The organism is Enterobacter huaxiensis (genome assembly GCF_003594935.2).
In the GTDB taxonomy this organism is placed as follows: Bacteria; Pseudomonadota; Gammaproteobacteria; order Enterobacterales; family Enterobacteriaceae; genus Enterobacter; species Enterobacter huaxiensis.
On sequence record NZ_CP043342.1, the window covers coordinates 3,001,751 to 3,025,271 of the forward strand.

At 55.5% G+C, this 23,521-nt stretch carries 18 protein-coding genes and 1 pseudogene; 10 read left to right on the plus strand and 9 right to left on the minus strand.

Annotated features, from left to right (window positions below; translation table 11 throughout):
* Nucleotides 1-235: 235 nt before the first annotated feature.
* Entirely contained in the window at nucleotides 236-1,420 is a 1,185-nt protein-coding gene (locus tag D5067_RS14420; RefSeq protein WP_119934733.1) for a NupC/NupG family nucleoside CNT transporter, read from the plus strand.
* A gap of 81 nt (nucleotides 1,421-1,501) precedes the next feature.
* On the opposite strand, the gene D5067_RS14425 is transcribed toward D5067_RS14420, so the two are convergent.
* Nucleotides 1,502-1,921 carry a DUF3574 domain-containing protein gene (locus D5067_RS14425; protein ID WP_119934734.1) on the minus strand — a complete coding sequence of 140 codons (420 nt, stop codon included), beginning with the start codon at nucleotides 1,919-1,921 and terminating at the stop codon, nucleotides 1,502-1,504.
* A gap of 114 nt (nucleotides 1,922-2,035) precedes the next feature.
* Nucleotides 2,036-3,544 (minus strand): sodium/proline symporter PutP, encoded by a 1,509-nt coding sequence (gene putP, locus D5067_RS14430; RefSeq protein ID WP_119934735.1) that lies wholly within the window; start codon nucleotides 3,542-3,544, stop codon nucleotides 2,036-2,038.
* A 423-nt stretch (nucleotides 3,545-3,967) separates the two neighbouring features.
* Between putP and putA the strand changes: the two genes are divergently transcribed.
* Both putA and D5067_RS14440 read left to right on the plus strand, forming a co-directional pair.
* Nucleotides 3,968-7,930: a trifunctional transcriptional regulator/proline dehydrogenase/L-glutamate gamma-semialdehyde dehydrogenase gene (gene putA / locus D5067_RS14435; protein ID WP_119934737.1), complete on the plus strand. Its 3,963-nt coding sequence runs from the start codon at nucleotides 3,968-3,970 to the stop codon at nucleotides 7,928-7,930.
* Nucleotides 7,931-8,031: 101 nt separating this feature from the next.
* Complete coding sequence (locus tag D5067_RS14440) at nucleotides 8,032-8,424, plus strand: lysozyme inhibitor LprI family protein (protein WP_119934738.1); 393 nt, start codon at nucleotides 8,032-8,034, stop codon at nucleotides 8,422-8,424.
* 62 nt (nucleotides 8,425-8,486) lie between these two features.
* Here D5067_RS14440 and rutR read toward each other — a convergent pair whose 3' ends face one another.
* Nucleotides 8,487-9,125, minus strand: coding sequence for an HTH-type transcriptional regulator RutR (gene rutR / locus D5067_RS14445; RefSeq protein WP_119934739.1), 639 nt, complete (start codon nucleotides 9,123-9,125; stop codon nucleotides 8,487-8,489).
* A 275-nt stretch (nucleotides 9,126-9,400) separates the two neighbouring features.
* Between rutR and D5067_RS14450 the strand changes: the two genes are divergently transcribed.
* Nucleotides 9,401-10,069 carry an epoxyqueuosine reductase QueH gene (locus D5067_RS14450; protein WP_119934740.1) on the plus strand — a complete coding sequence of 223 codons (669 nt, stop codon included), beginning with the start codon at nucleotides 9,401-9,403 and terminating at the stop codon, nucleotides 10,067-10,069.
* A gap of 140 nt (nucleotides 10,070-10,209) precedes the next feature.
* Here the strand turns inward: D5067_RS14450 and D5067_RS14455 are convergent.
* Both D5067_RS14455 and D5067_RS14460 read right to left on the minus strand, forming a co-directional pair.
* Nucleotides 10,210-10,768, minus strand: a pseudogene (locus D5067_RS14455) (cysteine hydrolase family protein).
* Nucleotides 10,769-10,856: 88 nt separating this feature from the next.
* The gene (locus D5067_RS14460) at nucleotides 10,857-12,059 is read right to left on the minus strand and encodes an MFS transporter (RefSeq protein ID WP_119935446.1); all 1,203 of its coding nucleotides are present in this window, start codon (nucleotides 12,057-12,059) and stop codon (nucleotides 10,857-10,859) included.
* Between the two features lie 85 nt (nucleotides 12,060-12,144).
* Between D5067_RS14460 and D5067_RS14465 the strand changes: the two genes are divergently transcribed.
* Complete coding sequence (locus tag D5067_RS14465; RefSeq protein WP_119934742.1) at nucleotides 12,145-12,795, plus strand: GntR family transcriptional regulator; 651 nt, start codon at nucleotides 12,145-12,147, stop codon at nucleotides 12,793-12,795.
* A gap of 175 nt (nucleotides 12,796-12,970) precedes the next feature.
* Nucleotides 12,971-13,414 carry a TOBE domain-containing protein gene (locus D5067_RS14470; RefSeq protein WP_119934743.1) on the plus strand — a complete coding sequence of 148 codons (444 nt, stop codon included), beginning with the start codon at nucleotides 12,971-12,973 and terminating at the stop codon, nucleotides 13,412-13,414.
* Between the two features lie 98 nt (nucleotides 13,415-13,512).
* On the opposite strand, the gene D5067_RS14475 is transcribed toward D5067_RS14470, so the two are convergent.
* Nucleotides 13,513-14,016, minus strand: coding sequence for a DUF1543 domain-containing protein (locus D5067_RS14475; RefSeq protein ID WP_119934744.1), 504 nt, complete (start codon nucleotides 14,014-14,016; stop codon nucleotides 13,513-13,515).
* 350 nt (nucleotides 14,017-14,366) lie between these two features.
* Between D5067_RS14475 and D5067_RS14480 the strand changes: the two genes are divergently transcribed.
* The gene (locus tag D5067_RS14480) at nucleotides 14,367-15,281 is read left to right on the plus strand and encodes an extracellular solute-binding protein (RefSeq protein ID WP_119935447.1); all 915 of its coding nucleotides are present in this window, start codon (nucleotides 14,367-14,369) and stop codon (nucleotides 15,279-15,281) included.
* A gap of 14 nt (nucleotides 15,282-15,295) precedes the next feature.
* On the plus strand, nucleotides 15,296-16,042 hold the full coding sequence (locus tag D5067_RS14485) for a molybdate ABC transporter permease subunit (protein ID WP_119934745.1): 747 nt from the start codon (nucleotides 15,296-15,298) through the stop codon (nucleotides 16,040-16,042).
* 158 nt (nucleotides 16,043-16,200) lie between these two features.
* Here D5067_RS14485 and D5067_RS14490 read toward each other — a convergent pair whose 3' ends face one another.
* On the minus strand, nucleotides 16,201-17,151 hold the full coding sequence (locus D5067_RS14490) for a bifunctional helix-turn-helix transcriptional regulator/GNAT family N-acetyltransferase (protein ID WP_119934746.1): 951 nt from the start codon (nucleotides 17,149-17,151) through the stop codon (nucleotides 16,201-16,203).
* Between the two features lie 536 nt (nucleotides 17,152-17,687).
* Between D5067_RS14490 and oqxR the strand changes: the two genes are divergently transcribed.
* Nucleotides 17,688-18,167, plus strand: coding sequence for an efflux pump transcriptional repressor OqxR (gene oqxR, locus D5067_RS14495; RefSeq protein ID WP_010430601.1), 480 nt, complete (start codon nucleotides 17,688-17,690; stop codon nucleotides 18,165-18,167).
* Between the two features lie 64 nt (nucleotides 18,168-18,231).
* Here oqxR and oqxB read toward each other — a convergent pair whose 3' ends face one another.
* Together oqxB and oqxA are read right to left on the minus strand one after the other, a co-directional pair.
* Entirely contained in the window at nucleotides 18,232-21,387 is a 3,156-nt protein-coding gene (gene oqxB / locus D5067_RS14500) for a multidrug efflux RND transporter permease subunit OqxB (protein ID WP_119934747.1), read from the minus strand.
* Between the two features lie 23 nt (nucleotides 21,388-21,410).
* Nucleotides 21,411-22,586, minus strand: a complete 1,176-nt coding sequence (gene oqxA / locus D5067_RS14505; protein ID WP_119934748.1) for a multidrug efflux RND transporter periplasmic adaptor subunit OqxA — start codon at nucleotides 22,584-22,586, stop codon at nucleotides 21,411-21,413.
* A 337-nt stretch (nucleotides 22,587-22,923) separates the two neighbouring features.
* Here oqxA and D5067_RS14510 point away from each other — a divergent pair, with 337 nt between their 5' ends.
* Nucleotides 22,924-23,277, plus strand: a complete 354-nt coding sequence (locus D5067_RS14510; protein WP_119934749.1) for a helix-turn-helix domain-containing protein — start codon at nucleotides 22,924-22,926, stop codon at nucleotides 23,275-23,277.
* The last annotated feature ends 244 nt before the right edge of the window (nucleotides 23,278-23,521 follow it).

Below are 23,521 nucleotides of genomic sequence, written 5' to 3' on the forward strand. Positions count from 1 at the left end.
TTTAACGCGGTCAACTGATGCAAAGAAAGGTAAATTCTTGTGATAGTGATTATCATTACGGCAGAGAGAAAAACAAGCGAAATGTGCGGTGTTTTGATGACGAGATGTAAACGCATCGCCGGTTAATAGTTACTACCGTAACGGTTAAGTTTATAAGTTATAACGAAAATGCCCATTTACGGTTAAACGACGCTGTGGCTAAATACCTGCCTCAAACACCAACTGAAAACAAACCATGTATAACATTGTCCATTTCCTGCTGGCGCTGGTGATTATTCTTGCGCTCGCCTGGCTGGTGAGCTTCGACCGCCGAAAAATTCGCATTCGCTTTATTCTCCAGCTGATTGTTATTGAGATTGCGCTGGCGTTCTTTTTCCTGCACGCGGAAAGCGGCCTGTTCATTATTAAATACGTGTCGGGTTTCTTTGAGTCGCTGCTTAAATTTGCCGCCGAAGGGACGAACTTTGTCTTTGGCGGAATGGGGGAAAAAGGGCTGGCGTTCATATTCCTCGGCGTGCTCTGCCCCATTGTGTTTATTTCCGCGCTGATTGGTATTCTTCAGCACTGGCGTATTCTGCCGATCTTTATTCGGGTGATCGGCACGCTGCTGTCAAAACTGAACGGCATGGGCAAGCTGGAATCCTTTAACGCCGTCAGCTCGCTGATCCTCGGACAGTCTGAAAACTTCATTGCGTACAAAGGCGTGCTGGGCGATCTCTCGTCTCGTCGCCTGTTCACGATGGCTGCGACGGCCATGTCCACCGTTTCCCTGTCGATTGTCGGGGCCTATATGACGATGCTGGACGCCAAATTCGTCGTCGCGGCGCTGATCCTGAACATGTTTAGCACGTTCATTATTCTCTCCGTCATCAACCCGACGCGCCCGGAAGCGGAGCCGGATATCAGGCTCGAAAAACTGCACGAGTCCCAGAGCTTCTTTGAAATGCTGGGCGAATATATTCTGGCCGGCTTTAAGGTGGCGATGATTATTCTGGCAATGCTGATTGGCTTTATCGCCCTTATTAGCGCCGTGAACGCCCTTTTCTCCAGCGTATTTGGCATGAGCTTCCAGCAGATCCTCGGCTATGTGTTTTATCCGCTGGCGTGGCTGGTGGGAATTCCGCTGAGCGATGCCTTAAATGCCGGCAGTATTATGGCAACCAAGCTGGTGGCAAATGAATTTGTGGCCATGATTGAGCTGCAAAAAATTGCCCATCAGATGACGCCGCGCGGGCTGGGGATTTTATCCATCTTCCTGGTGTCGTTCGCTAACTTTGCCTCCATCGGTATCGTAGCCGGGGCGATAAAGGGCCTGAACGAGCAGCAGGGTAACGTGGTTTCGCGGTTTGGTCTGCGTCTGGTGTACGGCGCGACGCTGGTGAGCCTGCTGTCGGCGAGCTTTGCGGGGTTGGTGCTGTAAGTTTTGTGCCGTTTGTGCCCGGCGGCGCTTCGCTTGCACGGGCCTACGATATAACAACGGCGGGTTATCCCGCCGTTTTCATTAAAACTGCACGCACACCGGCTGATCGACCCGCATCACCGACTCCTGTGCGAAGCGCGATTTATAAATCCCACGCAACGCTTCGATATTCTTCTCGCTCTGCGCATCTTTTCCGTGGATCAGCATCAATGCTTTGCTGGGTTCACGCGCCACTTTCCCATCGTTCCCCAGCCACTGCCCGCGCGCGTCAAACACCGTTAAGCCATCGCGGAAGCGCGGCGTCACGTCCTGGTCAACAAACTGCTGCCACTCGCTGCCGCTGATCTGCGCCCCGGCTGGTCGGTTTAAACCGAAATAGAGCGTGGTTTGCTGCATCTGGTTATCCGCTTTGCAGGTTTCCACCGCCGCGCGTTGTGATGGTGCGTTACAGCCCGCCAGCATCAATAATGCCACGGCCATCAACCCTGTTTTGATTGTCATTGTTCGCTATCCTCATTGTTATAAGTGCAGCGATATCAACGTAAATCTTGAAAATTTGCAAGAAAAAGCCGGGTGGCGCTTGCGCTTACCCGGCCTACAGTAGAGGACGTGTGATTACTCAGGCTGCAGCTTAGACGGCGGCGCTGAGTGATAGTGCGCGTCCGCTTCAGCAAAGCGTTTCTGCATCGCGGCAGACGGGGCCTTGCCCAGCAGGCTGAATACCACAATCCCGATGCTGCCGAAGATGAAGCCCGGAATGATTTCGTACAGGCCCAGCCACGCGAACTGTTTCCAGACGATGACGGTCACCGCGCCGATGATCATCCCCGCCAGCGCGCCGTTGCGGGTCATGCGCGACCACAGCACGGAGAACAACACCACGGGACCAAACGCGGCACCGAAGCCTGCCCACGCGTAGCTTACCAGCCCCAGCACGCGGTTTTCAGGGTTTGCCGCCAGCGCAATGGACACCAGCGCCACCACCAGCACCATGAAACGACCTACCCACACCAGCTCTTTCTGGCTCGCGCCTTTACGCAGGAAGGCCTTATACAGGTCTTCCGTGATGGCGCTGGAGCAGACCAGCAGCTGGCAGCTCAGGGTGGACATGACGGCAGCAAGAATGGCGGAGAGCAGAATCCCGGCAATCCACGGGTTAAAGAGGATCTGCGCCAGCTCGATGAACACGCGCTCGGCGTTCTGGTTCACCGCGCCCGCCTGCGCCGGGTTATTGTTGAAGTAGGCGATGCCGAAGAAGCCGACCGCACACGCCCCCGCCAGACACAGGATCATCCACGTCATACTGATGCGACGCGCATGCACGATGGTGTGGTGAGAGTCGGCAGCCATAAAGCGCGCCAGAATGTGCGGCTGACCGAAGTAGCCCAGGCCCCAGCCCATCAGGGAGACGATGGCAACGAAGTTCAGCCCTTTCAGCATGTCGACGTTTTCAATGCTCTTCTGCTTGATCACTTCCAGCGAATCCGCAAAGCCGCCAACGGTGAAAATCACAATCACCGGCGTCAGGATCAGGGCGAAGATCATCAGGCTCGCCTGTACGGTATCCGTCCAGCTTACGGCCAGGAACCCGCCTACGAAGGTATAGAGGATGGTTGCCGCCGCACCGGCCCACAGCGCCGTTTCATAGCTCATGCCGAAGGTGCTTTCGAACAGGCGCGCGCCGGCCACGATGCCGGAGGCACAGTAGATGGTGAAGAACAGCAGAATCACCACCGCGGAGATAATGCGCAGGATGCGGCTGTTATCTTCAAAGCGGCCGGTGAAGTAGTCGGGCAGCGTCAGGGCGTTGTTGTTGGCTTCGGTGTGCACGCGCAGACGACCGGCGACCAGCTTCCAGTTAACCCATGCGCCAACGGTCAGGCCAATGGCGATCCAGCTTTCTGAGATACCTGAGATGAAAATCGCGCCCGGCAGGCCCATCAGCAGCCAGCCGCTCATGTCGGATGCGCCCGCAGAGAGCGCGGTGACCATCGGGCCCAGGCTGCGGCCACCCAAAATGTAGTCGTCAAAGTTTTTTGTCGATCGCCAGGCGAGAAAGCCTATCAGGATCATACCAAAAATATAAACGAGAAATGTCACCAGCATCGGTGTGCTAATTGCCATTTAAAGACTCCAATAATAATGATCGACAACCTTCCCGGCTGCCTGTTATTACATCACCGGAACGGGGTGATATTCATGTATGTTTCTGTTGGCCGCGCGTATCCTGCCGTAAGCCGTCACCGCGCACAAACGATTTAACACTGCATTTACATCAAATTCATCCCTGGTTTTATACGTCTTTCCTATAGGTTGCACTCGCTCACGCTTTTGCGGGTTGCACCTTTTAAAAGTGTTAAGTCCCGCATAAAAACAGGCTTCACATGCAGAAGGTCGCGCCTTTTTCCAGCTAACCGTCCATTAACAATCCATTCATTTTGCAGCTTGCAAACCAGGTCACATTTAACACGGTTGCACAAAGTTGCAACATGGTGGATATTTCACGCTATCGATAGAAAACAATGAAAGAACAACAGGAGCTTTGGCATGGGTATGACCACCATGGGGGTTAAGCTGGATGACGCCACGCGCGAACGGATTAAGTCCGCAGCCACCCGAATTGACCGCACACCGCACTGGCTCATTAAGCAGGCCATTTTTAACTATCTGGAGAGGCTAGAAAGCGAAGAGGGTCTGCCAGAGCTGCCTGCCCTGCTGGCGGGTGCCGCCAATGAAAGCGAAGAGGCCGCCGCCGCTGTCGAAGAGAACCATCAGCCGTTCCTGGAGTTCGCCGAGCAGATCCTGCCGCAGTCCGTCAGCCGCGCCGCCATTACCGCTGCCTACCGCCGTGCCGAAACCGACGCCGTGCCGATGCTGCTGGAGCAGGCGCGCCTGCCGGAAGCCATTGCTACACAGGCGCACAGCCTGGCGTATCAGCTTGCCGACAAGCTGCGTAACCAGAAAACTGCAACCGGCCGCGCCGGGATGGTTCAGGGGCTGCTGCAGGAGTTCTCCCTCTCCTCACAGGAAGGCGTGGCGCTGATGTGCCTGGCGGAAGCGCTGCTGCGTATTCCCGACAAAGCCACCCGCGACGCGCTGATCCGCGATAAGATCAGCAACGGCAACTGGCATTCCCACATCGGCCGCAGCCCGTCGCTGTTCGTTAACGCCGCTACCTGGGGCCTGCTGTTTACCGGCAGGCTGGTCTCCACCCACAACGAAGCCAACCTCTCCCGCTCCCTGAACCGCATCATCGGCAAGAGCGGCGAGCCGCTGATCCGCAAAGGCGTGGACATGGCGATGCGCCTGATGGGCGAGCAGTTCGTCACCGGGGAAACCATTGCCGAAGCGCTGGCGAACGCCCGCAAGCTGGAAGACAAAGGCTTCCGCTACTCCTACGACATGCTGGGCGAAGCGGCGCTGACCGCCGCCGACGCGCAGGCCTACATGGTCTCTTACCAGCAGGCGATCCACGCCATCGGTAAAGCCTCCAACGGCCGCGGCATTTATGAAGGCCCGGGCATCTCCATTAAGCTCTCCGCCCTGCACCCGCGCTACAGCCGCGCGCAGTACGACCGGGTGATGGAAGAGCTCTACCCGCGCCTGAAGTCCCTGACCCTGCTGGCGCGCCAGTACGACATCGGCATCAACATCGATGCTGAAGAGGCAGACCGTCTGGAGATATCCCTCGATCTGCTGGAAAAACTGTGCTTCGAGCCGGAGCTGGCGGGCTGGAACGGAATTGGCTTCGTTATTCAGGCCTACCAGAAGCGCTGTCCGTTCGTGATTGATTACCTGATTGACCTCGCAAGCCGCAGCCGCCGTCGCCTGATGATCCGTCTGGTGAAGGGCGCCTACTGGGACAGCGAGATCAAACGCGCCCAGATGGAAGGGCTGGAAGGCTATCCGGTCTACACCCGCAAGGTTTACACCGACGTATCCTACCTCGCCTGTGCGAAAAAGCTGCTCGGCGTGCCGAACCTGATCTACCCGCAGTTCGCTACCCACAACGCCCATACGCTGGCGGCGATTTACAGCCTGGCCGGGCAGAACTACTATCCGGGCCAGTACGAATTCCAGTGCCTGCACGGCATGGGCGAACCGCTGTACGAACAGGTCACCGGTAAAGTGGCCGACGGCAAGCTGAACCGTCCGTGCCGTATCTATGCTCCGGTCGGTACTCACGAAACCCTGCTGGCGTACCTGGTGCGTCGTCTGCTGGAAAACGGCGCGAATACCTCCTTCGTTAACCGCATTGCCGACACCACGCTGCCGCTGGACGAGCTGGTGGCCGATCCGGTGCAGGCCGTTGAGAAGATGGCGGCGCAGGAAGGTCAACTCGGCCTGCCGCATCCGAAAATTGCCCTGCCGCGCGAGCTGTACGGCGCAGGCCGCGTCAACTCTGCGGGTCTGGATCTCGTCAACGAACACCGCCTGGCATCCCTCTCTTCTGCCCTGCTTAACAGCGCATTGCAGAAATGGCAGGCCAAACCGATCCTCGAACACGCCGTTCAAGACGGAGAAATGCAGCCGGTGATCAACCCGGCAGAGCCAAAAGATATCGTCGGCTACGTGCGTGAAGCCACGGAAGCCGAAGTTGACCTGGCGCTGGATAACGCGGTGAATAACGCGCCTATCTGGTTCGCGACCCCGCCGCAGGAGCGCGCCGCCATTCTGGAACGCGCGGCGGTGCTGATGGAAGATCAGATGCAGCAGCTCATCGGCATTCTGGTGCGCGAAGCGGGTAAAACCTTCAGCAACGCCATCGCCGAAGTGCGCGAGGCCGTTGACTTCCTGCACTACTACGCGGGCCAGGTTCGCGATGATTTCGACAACGAAACGCACCGTCCGCTCGGCCCGGTCGTCTGTATCAGCCCGTGGAACTTCCCGCTGGCGATCTTCAGCGGCCAGATTGCCGCCGCGCTTGCCGCAGGCAACAGCGTGCTGGCAAAACCGGCAGAGCAAACCCCGCTGATAGCCGCACAGGGGATTAACATCCTGCTGGAAGCCGGCGTGCCTGCGGGGGTGATTCAGCTGCTGCCGGGCCGCGGTGAAACGGTGGGGGCAAAACTGACCTCCGACAACCGCGTGCGCGGCGTGATGTTTACCGGCTCCACCGAAGTGGCCTCTCTGCTGCAGCGCAATATCGCTACCCGTCTGGATGCACAGGGTCGCCCTACCCCGCTCATCGCGGAAACCGGCGGCATGAACGCCATGATCGTTGACTCCTCCGCGCTCACCGAGCAGGTGGTGATTGACGTGCTGGCCTCGGCGTTCGACAGCGCCGGTCAGCGCTGCTCCGCCCTGCGCGTGCTGTGCCTGCAGGACGACGTGGCTGACCACACCCTGAAAATGCTGCGCGGCGCCATGGGCGAATGCCGCATGGGCAACCCGGGCCGTCTCACCACCGACATCGGGCCGGTGATCGACGCGGAAGCCAAAGCGAATATTGAAAACCACATTCAGACCATGCGCGCCAAGGGCCGTCCGGTGTTCCAGGCGGTGCGTGAGAACAGCGAAGACGCCCGCGAATGGCAGTCCGGCACCTTTGTACCGCCAACGCTGATTGAGCTGGCGAGCTTTGACGAGCTGAAAAAAGAGGTCTTCGGCCCGGTGCTGCACGTGGTGCGCTATAACCGTAATAACCTGAACGAGCTGATTGAGCAGATCAACGCCTCCGGCTACGGCCTGACGCTCGGCGTGCATACCCGCATCGACGAAACCATTGCACACGTGACCGGTAGCGCCAAAGTGGGCAACCTGTACGTCAACCGCAACATGGTCGGCGCCGTGGTTGGCGTGCAGCCGTTCGGCGGCGAAGGCCTCTCCGGCACCGGTCCGAAGGCGGGCGGCCCGCTCTACCTGTACCGCCTGCTGGCGAACCGTCCGGAGAACGCCCTGGGCGTCACGCTGGCGCGTCAGGATGCGGAATATTCGGTGGATGCGCAGCTGAAAGCCCTGCTAACGCAGCCGCTGGAGGCGCTCATCGCGTGGGCCGACAAACGCCCGGAACTGCGTACCCTTGCTCAGCAGTACGGCGAACTGGCGCAGGCCGGTACGCAGCGCCTGCTGCCGGGTCCAACCGGCGAGCGCAACACCTGGACGCTGATGCCGCGCGAACGCGTGCTGTGCCTGGCGGACAACGAGCAGGACGCGCTGGTTCAGCTGGCTGCCGCAGCCGCAACGGGCTGTGAGGTCCTGTGGCCGGAAGACGGTCTGCATCGCGATCTGGCGAAACAGCTGCCGAAAGCGGTCTCTGCCCGCATTCACTTTGCGAAAACGGATGCCCTGATGGCGCAGCCGTTCGATGCGGTGATCTACCACGGTGATTCCGACCAGCTGCGCGAACTGTGCGAGCAGGTGGCGGCCCGCAGCGGCCCGATCGTTTCTGTGCAGGGCTTTGCGCGCGGAGAAACCAACCTGCTGCTGGAGCGTCTGTACGTGGAGCGCTCGCTCAGCGTCAACACCGCGGCGGCAGGCGGTAACGCCAGCCTGATGACAATCGGCTAATCGTGTAAAATCTCCCCGGTGGCGCTACGCTTACCGGGGCTACAAAACAACCGTAGGCCGGATAAGCGCAGCGCATCCGGCTTTTTTACATGGAGGGGATGATGAAACGATATTTGATCGCAGGCGCAGCACTGCTCCTGAGCGCCAGCGCGCTGGCCGACGAGTGCGACAACGCCAACACCCAGCTTGAGCTGAATACCTGCAGCGCGCAGCAGTACCAGACAGCGGATAAAAAGCTTAACCAGACGTATCAGGCCACCATCAAACGCGCGGCGGCACCTCAGCGCGATCTGCTGAAAAAGGCGCAGCAGGCGTGGATTACCCTGCGCGATGCGGACTGTGCGTTTATTGGTTCCGGTACGGAAGGCGGCAGCGTTCAGCCGATGATTGTGAACCAGTGCCTGGCGGAAAAAACCGTGGAGCGCGAAGCGTTTCTGGCCTCGCTGATGCAGTGCGAAGAGGGTGATTTAAGCTGCCCTCTCCCGCCTGGCTGAGGAGAATAATGTCTGCACAGACGGCCCTCTCCCTTAAGGGAGAGGGCTGGAGTGAGGGGGAACTAGCGCACGCGGATCCCTTCAATTATCATCCGCTGCACGTTTTCCAGCGTACTCTGGAAAAAATCCTCGTCCTGCAATGTTTTACCGGTCACCGCTTCAACCTGGGCCGCAAAGTCAGCGTAATGCTGCGTTGAGGCCCAAATCATGAAGATCAGATGATGCGGGTCGACGGGCGCCAGTTTTCCGCTGGCGACCCATTCCGCAATAATGGCAGATTTATCCTCCACCAGCTGTTTCAGATCTCCCGTCAGCTCGGCTTTCAGCAGCGGCGCGCCCTGCAGCATTTCCAGACAGAAAAGACGGGACGCATGCGGATAGTCGCGGGAGACCTCCAGCTTGAGGCGGATGTACTCTTTAATCGCCACCAGCGGCGTGAACTCCTGGCGAAACGCCTTCAGCGGGGCCAGCCAGATATCGAGGATCTGCTGCATGACCGCCACATAGAGCGCCTCTTTCGACGGGTAGTAGTAGAGCAGATTAGTTTTGGACACCCCGGCCTGCTCTGCCACCTGCTCAACACGCGTGCCGTGAATGCCAAACTGGGAAAAAGTCTCCAGCGCGGCGCTGAGGATCGCCTGCTTTTTGGCACTCACCGCCTGCGAACGTTTACCTGGTGTTTTCACTGCGCCTTGTGTCATTCCCGCTCTCCTTATTGGTTTGCCATAGCATAGCAAAAGCCCCGCTTTCTCTCGACATTTTGGGGGACGGGGGCTGTGCAAAGTCGAAAAAGGAAAGCGGTTGTGGGAGGTCAGGTGCGAACGTTGCTAGCCCTTAATTATTGCTGAGCCTGCGGCCCTTTAAACGGTCCGCTTCGTGCCAGGAGTAGACGTTGCCAGATTTGTACCGCTATTCCCGATAGCACGGCTCCGGTGCTACACTCCTTGCAAGTCTCATCTCTCGAACGAATACTTTTATGAACTCTGGTGATTTCAAACGCCCAAAACTGGAACTGCCGAACGGCGCAGACAAACTGCTACTGCACTCGTGCTGCGCTCCCTGTTCCGGTGAGGTAATGGAGGCGATCCAGGCCTCGGGAATCGACTACACCATCTTCTTCTACAACCCGAATATTCATCCGCAGAAAGAGTATCTGATTCGTAAGGATGAAAATATTCGTTTTGCCGAACAGCACGGTGTACCGTTTATCGACGCGGATTACGACACGGATAACTGGTTTGAGCGTGCTAAAGGCATGGAATGGGAGCCCGAACGCGGCATTCGCTGCACCATGTGTTTTGACATGCGCTTTGAGCGGACGGCGCTGTACGCTGCTGAAAATGGCTTCAACGCGATCAGCAGCTCGCTGGGCATTTCGCGCTGGAAGAATATGCAGCAAATCAACGACTGCGGACAGAGAGCCGCCGCGCACTATCCAGGCATGGTGTACTGGGACTATAACTGGCGTAAGCAGGGCGGTTCGTCGCGTATGATTGAAATCAGCAAGCGCGAGCAGTTCTACCAGCAGGAATACTGCGGCTGTGTTTATTCACTGCGTGACAGCAACCTGCACCGCAAATCCCAGGGCCGTCCTCTCATTCAGCTCGGTAAGCTCTACTACGGCAAAGAAGACGAGCAGGCCTGATTTTATGTTACGCCCTCTGCGGCGTAACAGCCTTCCACTGCTTTCCTTAAATAATGCCTGCGCCAACCGGCAAGGAGCAGAAGTTCATATGACCAAGCAACCCCATATGCCCGGTCATCTACACTAGGGTTATCTTGACGTCAGATATTCTTATTTTTATGCCCATGCTTCTGATATTTCAGTTGAACGGGTAACAATGGCGTGTTGAGGCAGGATTTTGTCAAGTAAAAACAAATTGGTGTCATGATCTGGATCGGCGCAACAATCACCCGCAACCACCAGTCGGTAATCCAGGTCAAAAGCTTGCCCGACTGTAGAAAGCACCACGCCACTGGTGGTCACGCCGGTAAGGATTAGAGTTTCAATGCCTTGGGCGCGAAGAATCATCTCAAGTTCGGTAAATGAGAAAGCGCCGACTCTGCGTTTAACAATGACGGCCTCATTCTCTGCGGGAGCGACTTCAGGATGAATAGCCGTGCTCTCATTGTCAGCCATAAACATTCCATTCTCTTTAATCGAAGAGAAGATAGTGTTGTTTTTGCTGACCTCTGGATACCCTTTGCGGAATCCGACACTGATATAAATGACCGGTACGGCTGCTGTGCGCGCAGCGGTTATCAGTGATGCGGTATTGCGGATAACGTTTCCAGCGATTTCTTGCGGGAGGAAATTGTTAAGGATGATCGTCTGAAAATCCATAACCAGCAGAGCGCTGTTTTCACTGATATTACTGAGTTGATTTGACATAAAATTTCCGTAATTTGTAGATGAAGGCTAATGAAGTGAGTCAGCGCGTTGCTGACTGGCGATGTATTTTAAAGTTCCAGGCAGCACCGGCTAGCAGGATGCAGCTGGTTGCCAGAAAGACGGCTCGCATCCCGATATGCCCGCCGACAAAGCCGCCAATCAGCGGCCCGATGAACTGGCCGGCGAACTGCGCGGCGACGGAATAGCCAAGGATGCTGCCCACCATGCTTTCTGGTACGCGGTGACGTATGACTGCCGCAATACAAGGTAACAAGCCGCCAAGCGCCAGCCCCATGAGGAAACGTAGGGCAATCAGTTGCCACCCGGAGGTGACAAAAGCCTGCGGGATGAGCAACAAACCGGCCGTAGTCAGCGCCAGCGTGATAATGCGTAAATGTCCTATTCTGTCTGCCAGTTTTCCAAGCCAGGAAGCTGAGATGATGCTGCCCAGGGCCGCGGCTGCCATCGCATATCCCGCCACTTTCGTTATCTGAGAAGCGTCGCTGACGAGAGTACGCACATAGACCGTGATAATGGGTTCTATTGACATATTGGCCAGCATCAGCAGCAGACCGGTACAAAGCATACAGACAATCACAGAGCGGGCAGGCAATTGGGGCCAGCTCACCCGCGTTTTTACCGCAGCATCCTCGGGCTTTTGTACCGCTTCGCGGATGAGAGTCAGGGTCATAATAAAGGCCAGAAAAATCAGTGCGCCTGCACAGAAAAATGTGGACCGAATACCAATCAGCCCCGGTAGCCATCCCCCGGCAAGGGGGCCGACAAGATTGCCAGCCATGACACCGGATGAAACGATTCCCAGCGCCCATGCGGCACGTTCTCTGGGAGCCTGTACAGCGATAAGAATTGTTGCCCCGGATGAGTAGCCTCCAGCCAGCCCAACTAGCAACCGCAGACCGACAAGTTGCCAGATATTCGTCACCAGCCCCATAAGCGAAACCGTAATAGCCATGCCAAGGCTGGCTCTCACGAGCATCGACTTACGTCCATATCTGTCACCAAGTCGTCCCCAGACGGGGGCAATCAACCCGGCAGTAATAAACGTTGCGCTGAATGCCACACCAGACCATTGAACAACCGCTGCATGCCCGTGAACACCAAGCTCCTCGACATATAAAGGCAGAAACGGCAGCATCAGGGTCATTGCAAACACGGTTGAGAACGAGCCAATGAAGCAAACGATCAGGTTTCGCTGCCAAAAGCTGTTATAAAATTGGGTCATAAAAACACCCTTTCTTGGTATACCATTTTGGTATACCATATCGATTATGCATTTTACTGTCAATTCGCAGGAGAACATTGCCGTCATGAGCCAGGCATCTGAGGTTGAAAACCACTTAAGAAAATTGATACTCAGCATGGAGCTGGGTCCGGGAGAACGACTGACCGAGCGCTGGGCTGAAGCAACGTTTAACGCCTCCCGGACGCCTGTTCGAGCCGCATTACAGAAGCTGGAGTCAGAGGGGCTGGTATGTCGTGACGGGTTACGCTGGCTGGTGGCACCGATCGATGTCGCTGAAGTTGAACAGCTGTGTATTTACCGGGAAATACTGGAAGTGGCGGCATTAAAACTGTCAGCCAGCCAAATGACGGAAGAACAACTCAACGGTCTGGAAATCCTGCTTAAAGAGAAGACTGCTGTTGCGTCTGACGGGATGCTGGACGATGCCGGAACACGATTCCATCTGCATCTGGCCCGCCTTTGTCAGAATGCGTTTATCATCGAAGGGATAAGTGATGCACTGCTACGGCTTTCACGGGCAAGATGGCTTGATAAAGCGCCGTCGAACCCCGCCTGGGAAGAGCATCGCGAAATATTTGCTGCGCTTCGCTCGCAGGACATTGAGAAAGCAGCAGAGTTACTCGCCGCTCATCTTAGGGAAAGCCGAATCCGCCTTCTCGACGCGATCAATTCAAGCAAACGTAGCCTGAGGGCGAGAGGGATTGTTATATCCTGACCATATGGCGAGTTTCACGACAGAATAACAAAGGTCGGCTTCTCGCTCTCAGCGGACCTTCAGCTCAGTTACCTAGTCCGCTTAGTGCGAGAAGCTGACGTTAGCAACAATATATAGCGCCAGTTTTCATGTACACTTTAGAGGAATTTTACCTTTTATCATCAAAGAGAATGACATGTCAGTTTCCGCTCGTAATCAGCTGCACGGCAAAGTTTCTGCGATACACTCCGGTTCCGTGAATGATGAAATTGAAGTCTCACTCACAGCGGGAGGAAAACTGGTTTCCGTTGTAACCAGTAGCAGTAGAATAAGGCTGGCTCTGGAGCAGGGTAAAGAGGTTATGGCATTGATCAAAGCCCCTTGGATTATCCTTGCTTCCGAAGATGATGGAATGCTCTTTTCCGCTCGTAATCAGTTTCCTGGTGTCATCACTTCGCTGGAAAAGGGGGCGGTAAACGCAACTGTTCATCTTCAGACCGACGAAGGTACAACTCTAACTGCTGTCATTACAAACGAAAGCGTGACGGAGATGGATCTCAGCGAAGGAAAAAGGATTGTTGCACTTATTAAAGCATCATCTGTGCTGCTTGCAGTAAAACAGCCAGACGCAATAGCGTAAATATTTTATGAACAGGACGCCATCAGACTCGAGGGGCATCCTGAGATACTAAAAGCAGGCCAGTTTCATCCTGAAGCGGTGCGTCTCTTTTTGCAGTTTCATGCTCCTATCGGTAAATATCCCTGCCACTCTGGAAGATCGCGACGCCCTGTATCGCAGGGTGTCAGATGAATAAACAACCCTCCAACCTTTTCAAGCAACAGGCAATCGTCAACCTCTTTTAAATTATCCTTATGTTGCTGATCGACACCGCAGAGTAGCGTTAGTAATGCTTTCTCCTTAGCCTGCCGTGCATTTTCGGCGACGAACAGATCATATTCGTGCAGTTCTGCAAGCGTATCCGGCCTGTAACCACCCGCATTGACGAAAAATAATCTCTTCGTAGTCCGTGGAGGCTTCGGGGAAAGCGTGACAGAATATCCGTCGGCCCACGTGATACGGCTATAGCCGTCTATATGAATTTTATCTCTATCGCCAAACCATGCCTCACGCAGTGCAGGCCAGGCATCATTGGGCTCACGGGCCGCCACAAACTGGATGTCGTGTACTTCAATATTGGATTTACCGGCATTCCCGCCAACATAAAACATATACAAATTCATACAACCCTCTGAAGTTATCTCAATCGCTATATATTTAACTATATAGCGATTTGAGCCACAACTGTGCAAAAGGCATAGATGACAATAAGTTTACGATTATTGTATGCAAAGCCACCGGGAGTTTACGTAGCATGTTTAATGAATAATCGCCCACATTTGGATAACAATATCCTGCGTAATTAATCTTCCCCATCAAAACAGGTCGACCATGAACCCCCTGCCTGACTTATCGCTTTGTTCAACCTTGAATCAACGGAGCGCTCGCGGAGGTTGTCATTGCGGGAATTTTTCGGGAAAATTCGTTATGTAAAACAATATATAACGAGAGGGTGTTCATGATTAAAAAACGAATGCAGGTTGCGCTGGGGGCGGTTGCGTTGCTGCAAATGTCGTCCATGGCGCTGGCTAAGGATATCAGGGTGACTTATGCTGGCTCCATGGGCAAGGTCATGGATGAGGGGTTAGGCCCGGCCTTTTCCAGAGCAAATAACAACGGCTATCAGGGGCAGGGTCAGGGTGCATACGGGATGGCACGTCTGCTGGCAAGCCACAAAATTGAGGCCGATGTATTCGTCTCCATCACCCCGGGACCGATGCAGATCCTCAAAAATGCCGGGCTGATAGATGAGGCGGTACCGGTCGCCAGCACCAGCATGGTGGTCGCTTACAGCCCTAAGGGGAAACATGCGGCGCAGTTTGAACAGGCCAGCAGAAAGAAAGACGGCTCGTGGCTGACTCTGCTGGCGCAGAAAGAGGTCTCATTCGGCCGCACCGATCCTTATGTCGATCCAAAAGGCCAGAATATTGTCTTCAGCCTAATGCTGGCTGAAAAGTATTACAACATGCCGGGTATCACAGATAAGATTTTAGGCTCGCTGCAGAACCCACAGCAGACTCATCAGGAAGGAGGTCTGCTGGCCCGTCTGGAAAGCGGTCAGGTGGACGCAGCAGCAGGATACGAGAGTGAAGTTCGCTCAGCCCATTTGCCGTATGTCGCGCTGCCGGATGAAATAAACCTCAGCAACCCGGCGATGACGAAACAGTGGTATGACACTGTCAGTTTCACCATTAAAGACAGCAAAGGCCAGGATCAGATCCTGCACACTCAACCAATGGTGTTCTATGCGGCGGTGTTGAAAAACGCGCCGAATGGTGTGGAACAGGGACAAAAGTTCGTATCGTTCATGCAAAGCATCGAGGGGCAGAAATTGTTCAAAGCGTTTGGCTACGCTGAACCTAAAGGAGACAACTTATACGCCCGCTAAGAAAACCGGGCTGGGTGGCGGGGTGGTTATCTCTGCCCGCTATCCTGCTGTTAAGCATCCCCTTTATCACGCTGATTGGCGTAACACCCTGGCATCATCTGCAGCTGGCCTGGCGCGACGACAGCGCCATTGTCGTCTCAATGGGACTTGGGGTGCTGGCGCTCGGAATTATCATTCTTATCGGCATGCCGGTGGCATGGTGGCTGTCACAAGCAACGGGTCGAAAACGATTGATCTGTGAACTGCTGGTGATGATCCCTCTGCTGACGCCACCGCTGGCAATGGGGATTTTGCTGGTTTCGGCTTTCGGGCCTTACGGCGTGTTTGGCCGCTGGCTTTCACTGTTGGGAGCTACGCTGGTAAATAATCCGGCGGCGTTTGTGCTGGCTCAGGTTTACGGTGCCCTGCCTTATTTTATCGTGGTGGCGCGTTCGGCGTTTGCAACTGTTCCCAAAAATATTCTTGAAGCTGGGCAAACGTTGGGAGCCTCCCCCTGGAATCGCTTTCGCTTTCTCACATTACCTCTGGCATTGCCTGGGCTGGCTTCTGCCGTGACGCTCGCCTGGGTTCGCGCGGTAGGCGAGTTCGGGATCGTGATGATCTTTGCGTATTTCCCGCAGGGTATGCCGGTAAAGCTGTATACCAATCTGCAAAATGACGGGGTGGACGCGGTATATACCTTACTGTGGATGCTGCTGTTAGTGACGCTTCCCCTGCCTATGGTCTGCTTTGCTCTTGGCAAACGAATGGCAAGGAAATGAACCCCCCTTAGAGCGTCCGCTTGTCGCTCTCAGCGGCCCATCAGCTCAGTTCGCTCATCCGCTTCGTGCCAGGAGCGGACATGACTAATGTGGGACAGAGAGACGAGTCCAAGAAGTTAGCAAAACATCCTGCTCTTCAGATAAGTGATTGCATATAATTAGATGATTTTTCGGGTGAACTGCTGTTCAGTAATGCTACTACCCCATTGATCGCCTTCCCATTCTTTCGACAATTCAAATCCGAATGATTCGTACAATCGTCTTGCTGCGCTAAGCTTATTAAACGTCCATAATTGTATAGAAGTGAACTTCTGCTCATCACAAAATCTCATAGCCTCAGCAATGAGTTTTCTGCCTATTCCACTGCCACGACACCCATCGTCAAGGATAAACCAGCGCAAATGCGCTTCGTTGTTTCCCAGATCCTCACCGTCGATTGCAACTGAGCCCACCAGGCGTTCATTCACCATTGCCAGCCAAATCTGATTACATGGCTTATTCAGTCGGGCAGAGAAATCAGCAAGACCTGCAGCAACCTTCGCTTCAAAAAAACTACCGAAACTATGCTCTCTGGCGTAATAGGCGCCATGCATTTCAGTAATGCGGCCAATCATTCCGGCATGATAGCCCGACACTATTTTGAAGCTGTTTTCCACATTTCCAGCGGTATTTTCGCGACAAGCTTTCAACGCGCTGGCATATGAAGAAAGGCTTTTAGATACAGCCTTCTGGGTAAACGAATCAAGCTTATTGAGTGCCGCTGCTACTCGTTGGTCAGCGTAAGTATTGATATTCTGCACTGTCTCACGGCCCTTCACTGTGAGACTTACTAGCTTCGTCCTCGCATCTTCAGTGGAAGGGTTTTCTTCAAGTTCACCGGCCTCGACGAGTTTTGCGAGCATGCGACTGACGCTGGATTTCTCGAGGCCCAAAATCTGCACCAGTTGAGCGGCGGTCATTGACCCATGACCTTCAATTTCGAGCATAGAGTGAACTGCTGAGGGAGGATAATCAGTTGCGGCTAGATTTTGGTTCATGAAACCCAGTTCTCGCACCATTAAACGTGATGCCTCACGTATATTTTTTATATTCATTAATTCTGAAGTCATTAACATTACCCCGCAAAATAGTTGTACTATACAACCATTAATCTTGAGGATCTGTCAATGTCTTACTAAGGTCAGCTTTTTGCTCAGAGCGGACCTCCGCCCCCTCCTCGCCCGTCCGCCACTTCCCGGGGCGGCTCGAATTCGTCGCTATTGCGCGATCATATCCATAAGCAATCAACCATCAAAAACTGCACGTCACCTTCAAACTCCCCGTAGCGACGTTTTGCGTTGAAAAACAGGACTATCACCCGCATCCCTCGTCAGCTCATTTTTGGTGATGTATAGAGCGGACTGGGGCTTGCCATCGTTAAAGCAGTGGCGCAGCAGCGTAAACCTGATTACTTCCGCAGGCGCTGGCCTGATGGTGACGGTTGACTTGCCGAACCGCACGTTTGGCTAAACCGGAACAGGGTGTTCGATCGCAAATGCCGCAGATTGCTTCAAAAAAATTACCGTATTTGTTATATTGTTGTTTATTGCTTACTCACTCTGCGGTGCCAAAAAGAACAAGATTCACCGCAACCCAGGATACAAAAATGTTAGATTACCGCTTCCCGACAGCTTTGCAGATGGTTCTCAGCGTAGCAATGGCGGAGCAATTGGGTGAACGTTCGACGAGTGCGATTCTGGCCTACGGCCTGGAAGCAAACCCGAGCTTCATCCGCAAACTGATGGTTCCTCTCACGCGTGACGGTATTATCGTCTCCACGCTTGGCCGTAACGGCTCTATTCACCTTGGACGCCCGGCGGAAGAAATCACCCTGCGCGATATCTACCTTTCCGTCATCGAAGATAAAAAGCTGTGGGCATCACGCCCTGACGTACCGGCCCGCTGCGTGGTCAGCGCCAACGCATGCTGGTACTTCAAGTCTATCTCCGAGGAAGCGGAGCAGGCTTCGTTACAGGTACTGGCGCGCCACACCGTGGCGAGCGCGCTGGAAGAAGTGAAAAAAGCCGATACCAGCGGCTGCGATCCGGTGCCTGAACTTATCGCCAAGTATAAAGAAGCCCTTTAACTTTCCTTGAGTGCAAAAAAAACCGCCTTGCTATGGAGGCGGTTTTTTATTATCTGCAACATCCCTACGCGGGCAGAACGTCCCTTTCCGCTTTTTTGCCGCGCGTCACGAACTTACGCAGCGTCACGTAGAACACCGGCGTCAGGAACAGACCAAACAGCGTCACCCCCAGCATCCCGGAGAAGACCGTGATCCCGGTAACGCCGCGCACTTCTGCGCCCGCGCCGTGGCCGAGGATCAGCGGAATGGTCCCGGCAATAAAGGCGATGGAGGTCATCACAATCGGGCGTAAACGCAGGCGGCACGCCTCCAGCGCGGCTTCCATAATGCCTTTGCCCTGAATTTCCAGCTCGCGGGCAAATTCCACGATGAGAATCGCGTTTTTACACGCCAGCCCCATCAGCACCACCAGCCCTACCTGCACGAACACGTTGTTATCGCCACCGGTCAGCCAGACGCCAAACAGCGCGGAGAGCATGGTCATCGGCACGATGAGGATCACCGCCAGCGGCAGCGTCCAGCTTTCATACAGCGCCGCCAGCACCAGGAATGCCAGCAGCACCGCAACCGGGAAGACGATCAGCGCCGTGTTGCCCTGCGTGGCCTGCTGGAAGCTCAGGTCCGTCCATTCAATGTTCATCCCGTTCGGCAGGATCTGCCTGGACATTCCGTCCAGCTGCGCCATCGCCTGCGAGGACGAGAGCACGCGCGGGTCGGCATCGCCAATCAGATCCGCCGCCGGGTAACCGTTGTAGCGAATCACCGGGTCCGGGCCGTAGGTGGTCGTGATATTCACCATACTGCCAATCGGCACCATTTCACCCTGGCTATTACGGGTGCGTAAATTCGCAATATCTTCCACGCTGTCGCGGAACTGCCCGTCGGCCTGCGCCATTACGCGCCAGGTGCGCCCAAACTGGTTGAAGTCATTCACGTACGACGAGCCCAGATAGGTTTGCAGCGTACCGAAAAGATCGGTCAGCGACACGCCCTGCGCTTTCGCCTTGTCGCGGTCAACCTGCACGTCCAGCTGCGGAACGTTAGCCTGGTAGGTTGAGATCGGGAAGTGCATTCCCGGCGTCTGCATAATCGCACCGGACATGGTGTTTACCGCGTTTTGCAGCGCGCCATAGCCCAGACCGCCGCGATCCTGAATGTACAGGGAATACCCCGACCCCTGACCCAGCCCTAAAATCGGCGGCGGCAGGATGGAGAAGCCAAAGCCCTGCTGGATTTGCGCAATTTTCGCGTTGATCTCCGCGTTAATTTCCGCCGCAGTATGTTTACGCTGGTCGAACGGCTTCAGGCCGAAGAAGACCGTCCCCGTATTCGGCGTGTTGGTGAACTGCAGCGCGTTCAGCCCCGGGAACGCGACCGCGTAGTCCACGCCTTCGGTATTCATCCCGATTTCGCTCATTTTGCGGATCACCGCATCGGTCCGCGCCAGCGACGAGCCTTCCGGCATCTTCACGCCGCCAATCAGGTACAGCTTATCCTGCGTTGGAATAAACCCGCCGGGTACCGCTTTAAACATCACGCCTGCGGCACAGAGCAGCAGCAGATAAACGACAAACACCGCCCCGCGTCGGCCGAGCGTTTTGCCCACCAGCCCCTGATAGCCGTTCGAGCTGCGGTGGAAAAAGCGGTTAAACGGACGGAAAATCCAGCCGAACAGACGATCGATAAGCCGGGTCGGGAAATCTTTCGGCGCGCCGTGCGGTTTTAACAGCAGTGCCGCCAGCGCCGGGGAGAGCGTCAGCGAGTTAATTGCGGAGATGACCGTGGAAATCGCAATCGTCACCGCAAACTGCTTGTAGAACTGCCCGGTAACGCCCGAGAGAAACGCCATCGGCACAAACACCGCGCACAGCACCAGCGCGATGGCGATAATCGGCCCGGACACTTCGCGCATCGCCTGATGCGCCGCCGCGAGCGGAGCAAGCCCCTCTTCGATGTTTCGCTCGACGTTTTCCACCACCACGATGGCGTCGTCCACCACGATACCGATGGCCAGCACCAGCCCGAACAAGCTCAGGGTATTCAGCGAGAAGCCCAGCAGGTAGAGAATGCTGAAGGTCCCCACTACCGACACCGGCACCGCGATCAGCGGAATGATTGACGCGCGCCAGGTTTGCAGAAACAGGATCACCACCAGCACTACCAGCACCACCGCTTCCAGCAGCGTTTGCACGACCGCACGAATGGAGTCACGCACGAAAACGGTCGGATCGTAAGGTGCCGCCCACTTCATATCTTCCGGGAAACGGGTCGACAGTTCGTCCATTTTCGCGCGCACCGCGTTAGACAGATCGATGGCGTTCGCCCCCGGAGACTGGAAGATACCAATCCCGACCGCGTCTTTGTTGTTCAACTGGGAACGCAGCGCATAGCTGCCGGACCCCATTTCGATACGCGCCACGTCGCGCAGGCGCACGACCGTACCGTCCTGCGTCGTTTTCAGGACAATATTGCCGAACTCTTCTTCGGTATGCAGACGGCCCTGGGCGTTAATGGAGATCAGGAAATCGCTCTCTTTCGGCAGCGGCTCGGCGCCAAGCTGCCCGGCGGATACCTGCACGTTCTGCTCCTGCATCGCCGTGACCACATCCGAAGCGGTCAGCCCGCGGGCCGCCACCTTGTTGGGATCCAGCCATACGCGCATCGCGTATTCACCCGAGCCGAAAATCTGGATCTGGCCGACGCCGGGCAGGCGCGCCAGCTCGTCCTTCACCTTCAGCGTGGCGTAGTTACGCATATACAGGGAGTCGTACTTACCGTTGGGCGAAAACAGATGCACCACCAGCGTCAGCGTCGGGGACTGTTTCTGGGTGGTAATACCCAAACGCCGCACGTCTTCCGGCAGGCGCGCTTCGGCCTGCGCGACGCGGTTTTGCACCTGCACCTGCGCCTGATCCGGGTCGGTTCCCGGACGGAAGGTGACGGTGGTCACGAGCACGCCGTCGGAGCCCGCGACGGACTTCATGTACATCATGTTCTCAACGCCGTTGATCGCCTCTTCCAGCGGCGTCGCCACGGTCTCGGCAATCACTTTCGGGTTGGCCCCCGGGTACTCCGCGCGCACCTGCACGCTTGGCGGCACGACGTCAGGATATTCGCTCACCGGCAGCAGCGGGATGGCGATTAACCCTGTGATAAAAATCAGAATCGACAGCACCGCGGCAAAAATCGGCCTGTCGATAAAAAAGCGGGAAAAGTCCATGGGTCGAATTCTCAGGTAGGGGATCAGTTGAGGGCGGCGCTGGCGGTCATGGCAACGGTTTTCGCGTTAACCGGCATTCCCGGTACAAACACTTTTTGTAAACCGTCGACGATCACTTTATCGCCAGGGTTCAGCCCCTGCCGCACGATGCGTAGACCGTCTGCCAGACGTCCCGGCGTGATATCGCGACGCTGTGCTTTGCCCTCTTTATCAACCACGTAAACATACTTGCGATCCTGATCGGTCAGCACCGCCTTGTCGTCGACAAGCGTAGCTTTGAATTCCGCGCTGCCCGGCAGGCGTACGCGGGCAAAGAGTCCCGGCGTGAACTGACGCTGCGCGTTATCCAGCAGCGCGCGCATGCGGATGGTGCCGGTACTCGGCGTTAGCTGATTATCCAGAAAATCCACTTTGCCCTGATGGGGATACCCCTCCTCGCCCGTCAGGCCAATCTCAACCGGTAGCGCCGTGTGATTGCTGGACGCCCCCTGCCCGCTGCGGGCCAGACTTTGATAGTGAAGGTAGGTCGACTCATCCACGTCAAAGTAGACATAAACCGTCTTCTGCGAGACCAGCGTGGTGAGGACGCTGGCGCTGTCACCGGCGGTGACAAGATTACCGCTGGTGATCAACGCGCGGCTGGCGCGGCCATCGATAGGCGCGGTGACTTTGGTGAAATCGAGGTTAAGTTGCGCGGCATCAACCGCCGCCTGTGCCGCGCGAATGTCGGCCTGCGCCTGGGTGGCGGCCGAACGACGCTGCTCCCACTCTTCGCGAGATACCACGTTGGTATTGACTAATTTATCGGTACGGTTCGCTTCACTACGCGCCAGGCTGGCCTGCGTTTTGGCTCTCGCCAGCGTGGCCTGCGCCTGTTCCAGTGCGGCGCGATAGGTTCTGTCATCGATAGTGAACAGCACCTCGCCCTTTTTCACTTCCTGGCCGTCGGTGTAATTCACTTTATCAATGTACCCGGAAACGCGCGGGCGTAGCTGAACGCTCTCCACCGCTTCGATCCGGCCGTTAAAGCTATCCCACTGGCTGATGGATTTCACGACCACGTTAGCTGCACTGACAGCGGGCGCTTGTGGCGCAGCGTTTTGCGCGACGCTGTCATCGCACCCGACGAGCAGCACGGAGGCGAACATCGCCCCCAGCGCGCTCAGATGAAAGTTACCCCAGGTTTTTTGCAGGCTCATTATTTTTATTCCGGTAATTGTAGCCGCCGGGCAAGACGCAGCGGGAGGCGCTGCGCCACGTCCTTTGTCCGGTGGCTGGCTTAGGGCCATTTGTGTCGTTCATCGCCACAAAACTGTAACAGTTGCGAATACACTATTCCCGGCGATTGTAGGAAGGCGCTTATTTAAGTGCAAGAATAATTGTTGCACTTTATGTGCTATTTGAGTCGATGTTAAAACACCCGTTTCGCTCAGGGGTTTAAATGCAACAATAAAACTTGCAATTAACGGAAAAACGCGCCACCTTTAAATGCAATAGTTAAAGATACCTTTATACAGACAGCGTGGGAATAACCAGATGAACACTGGCGCATTTATTCATGATTTACTCGACTGGATCGACAATAACCTGGATAGCCGTCTGGATATTGAGTCGGTTGCCAGGCGTTCCGGCTACTCAAAATGGCATCTCCAGCGTCTGTTTAAGGAACATACTGGCTATCCCCTCGCTGGGTACATTCGCGCGCAAAAGCTGCAAAAATCGGTTGAGCGCTTAACCCGCAGCGACGAGCCGATTTTGAACGTGGCGATCGCGCTGGGCTTTGACTCCCAGCAGTCCTTCAACCGCAGCTTTAAGCGTCAGTATGGTCAGGCGCCTGGGGCATGGCGGCGGAGCATGGGTGGCCCGGAAACGCAGCAGCTACGACAGTAATGCATATGTTACTGCAACGTCGATCTGTAGCCGCAACACGGTGTATAAATACAGTTCAGCGAGGTGCACGATGGCTGTTGCAAAGCAGAATGCAGATGGATGAAACGCAGGCTGAATAACAGGACGCTCTCCTAACAGAGAACTGTATTAGCATAGCCGACTCTGCGCCCGTAAGCCTGCTTCATATCGCGCATTATGCTGCCTCCGCCGTTTCTCTGACGTTGCCGCTTGCAGCGGTAATTTT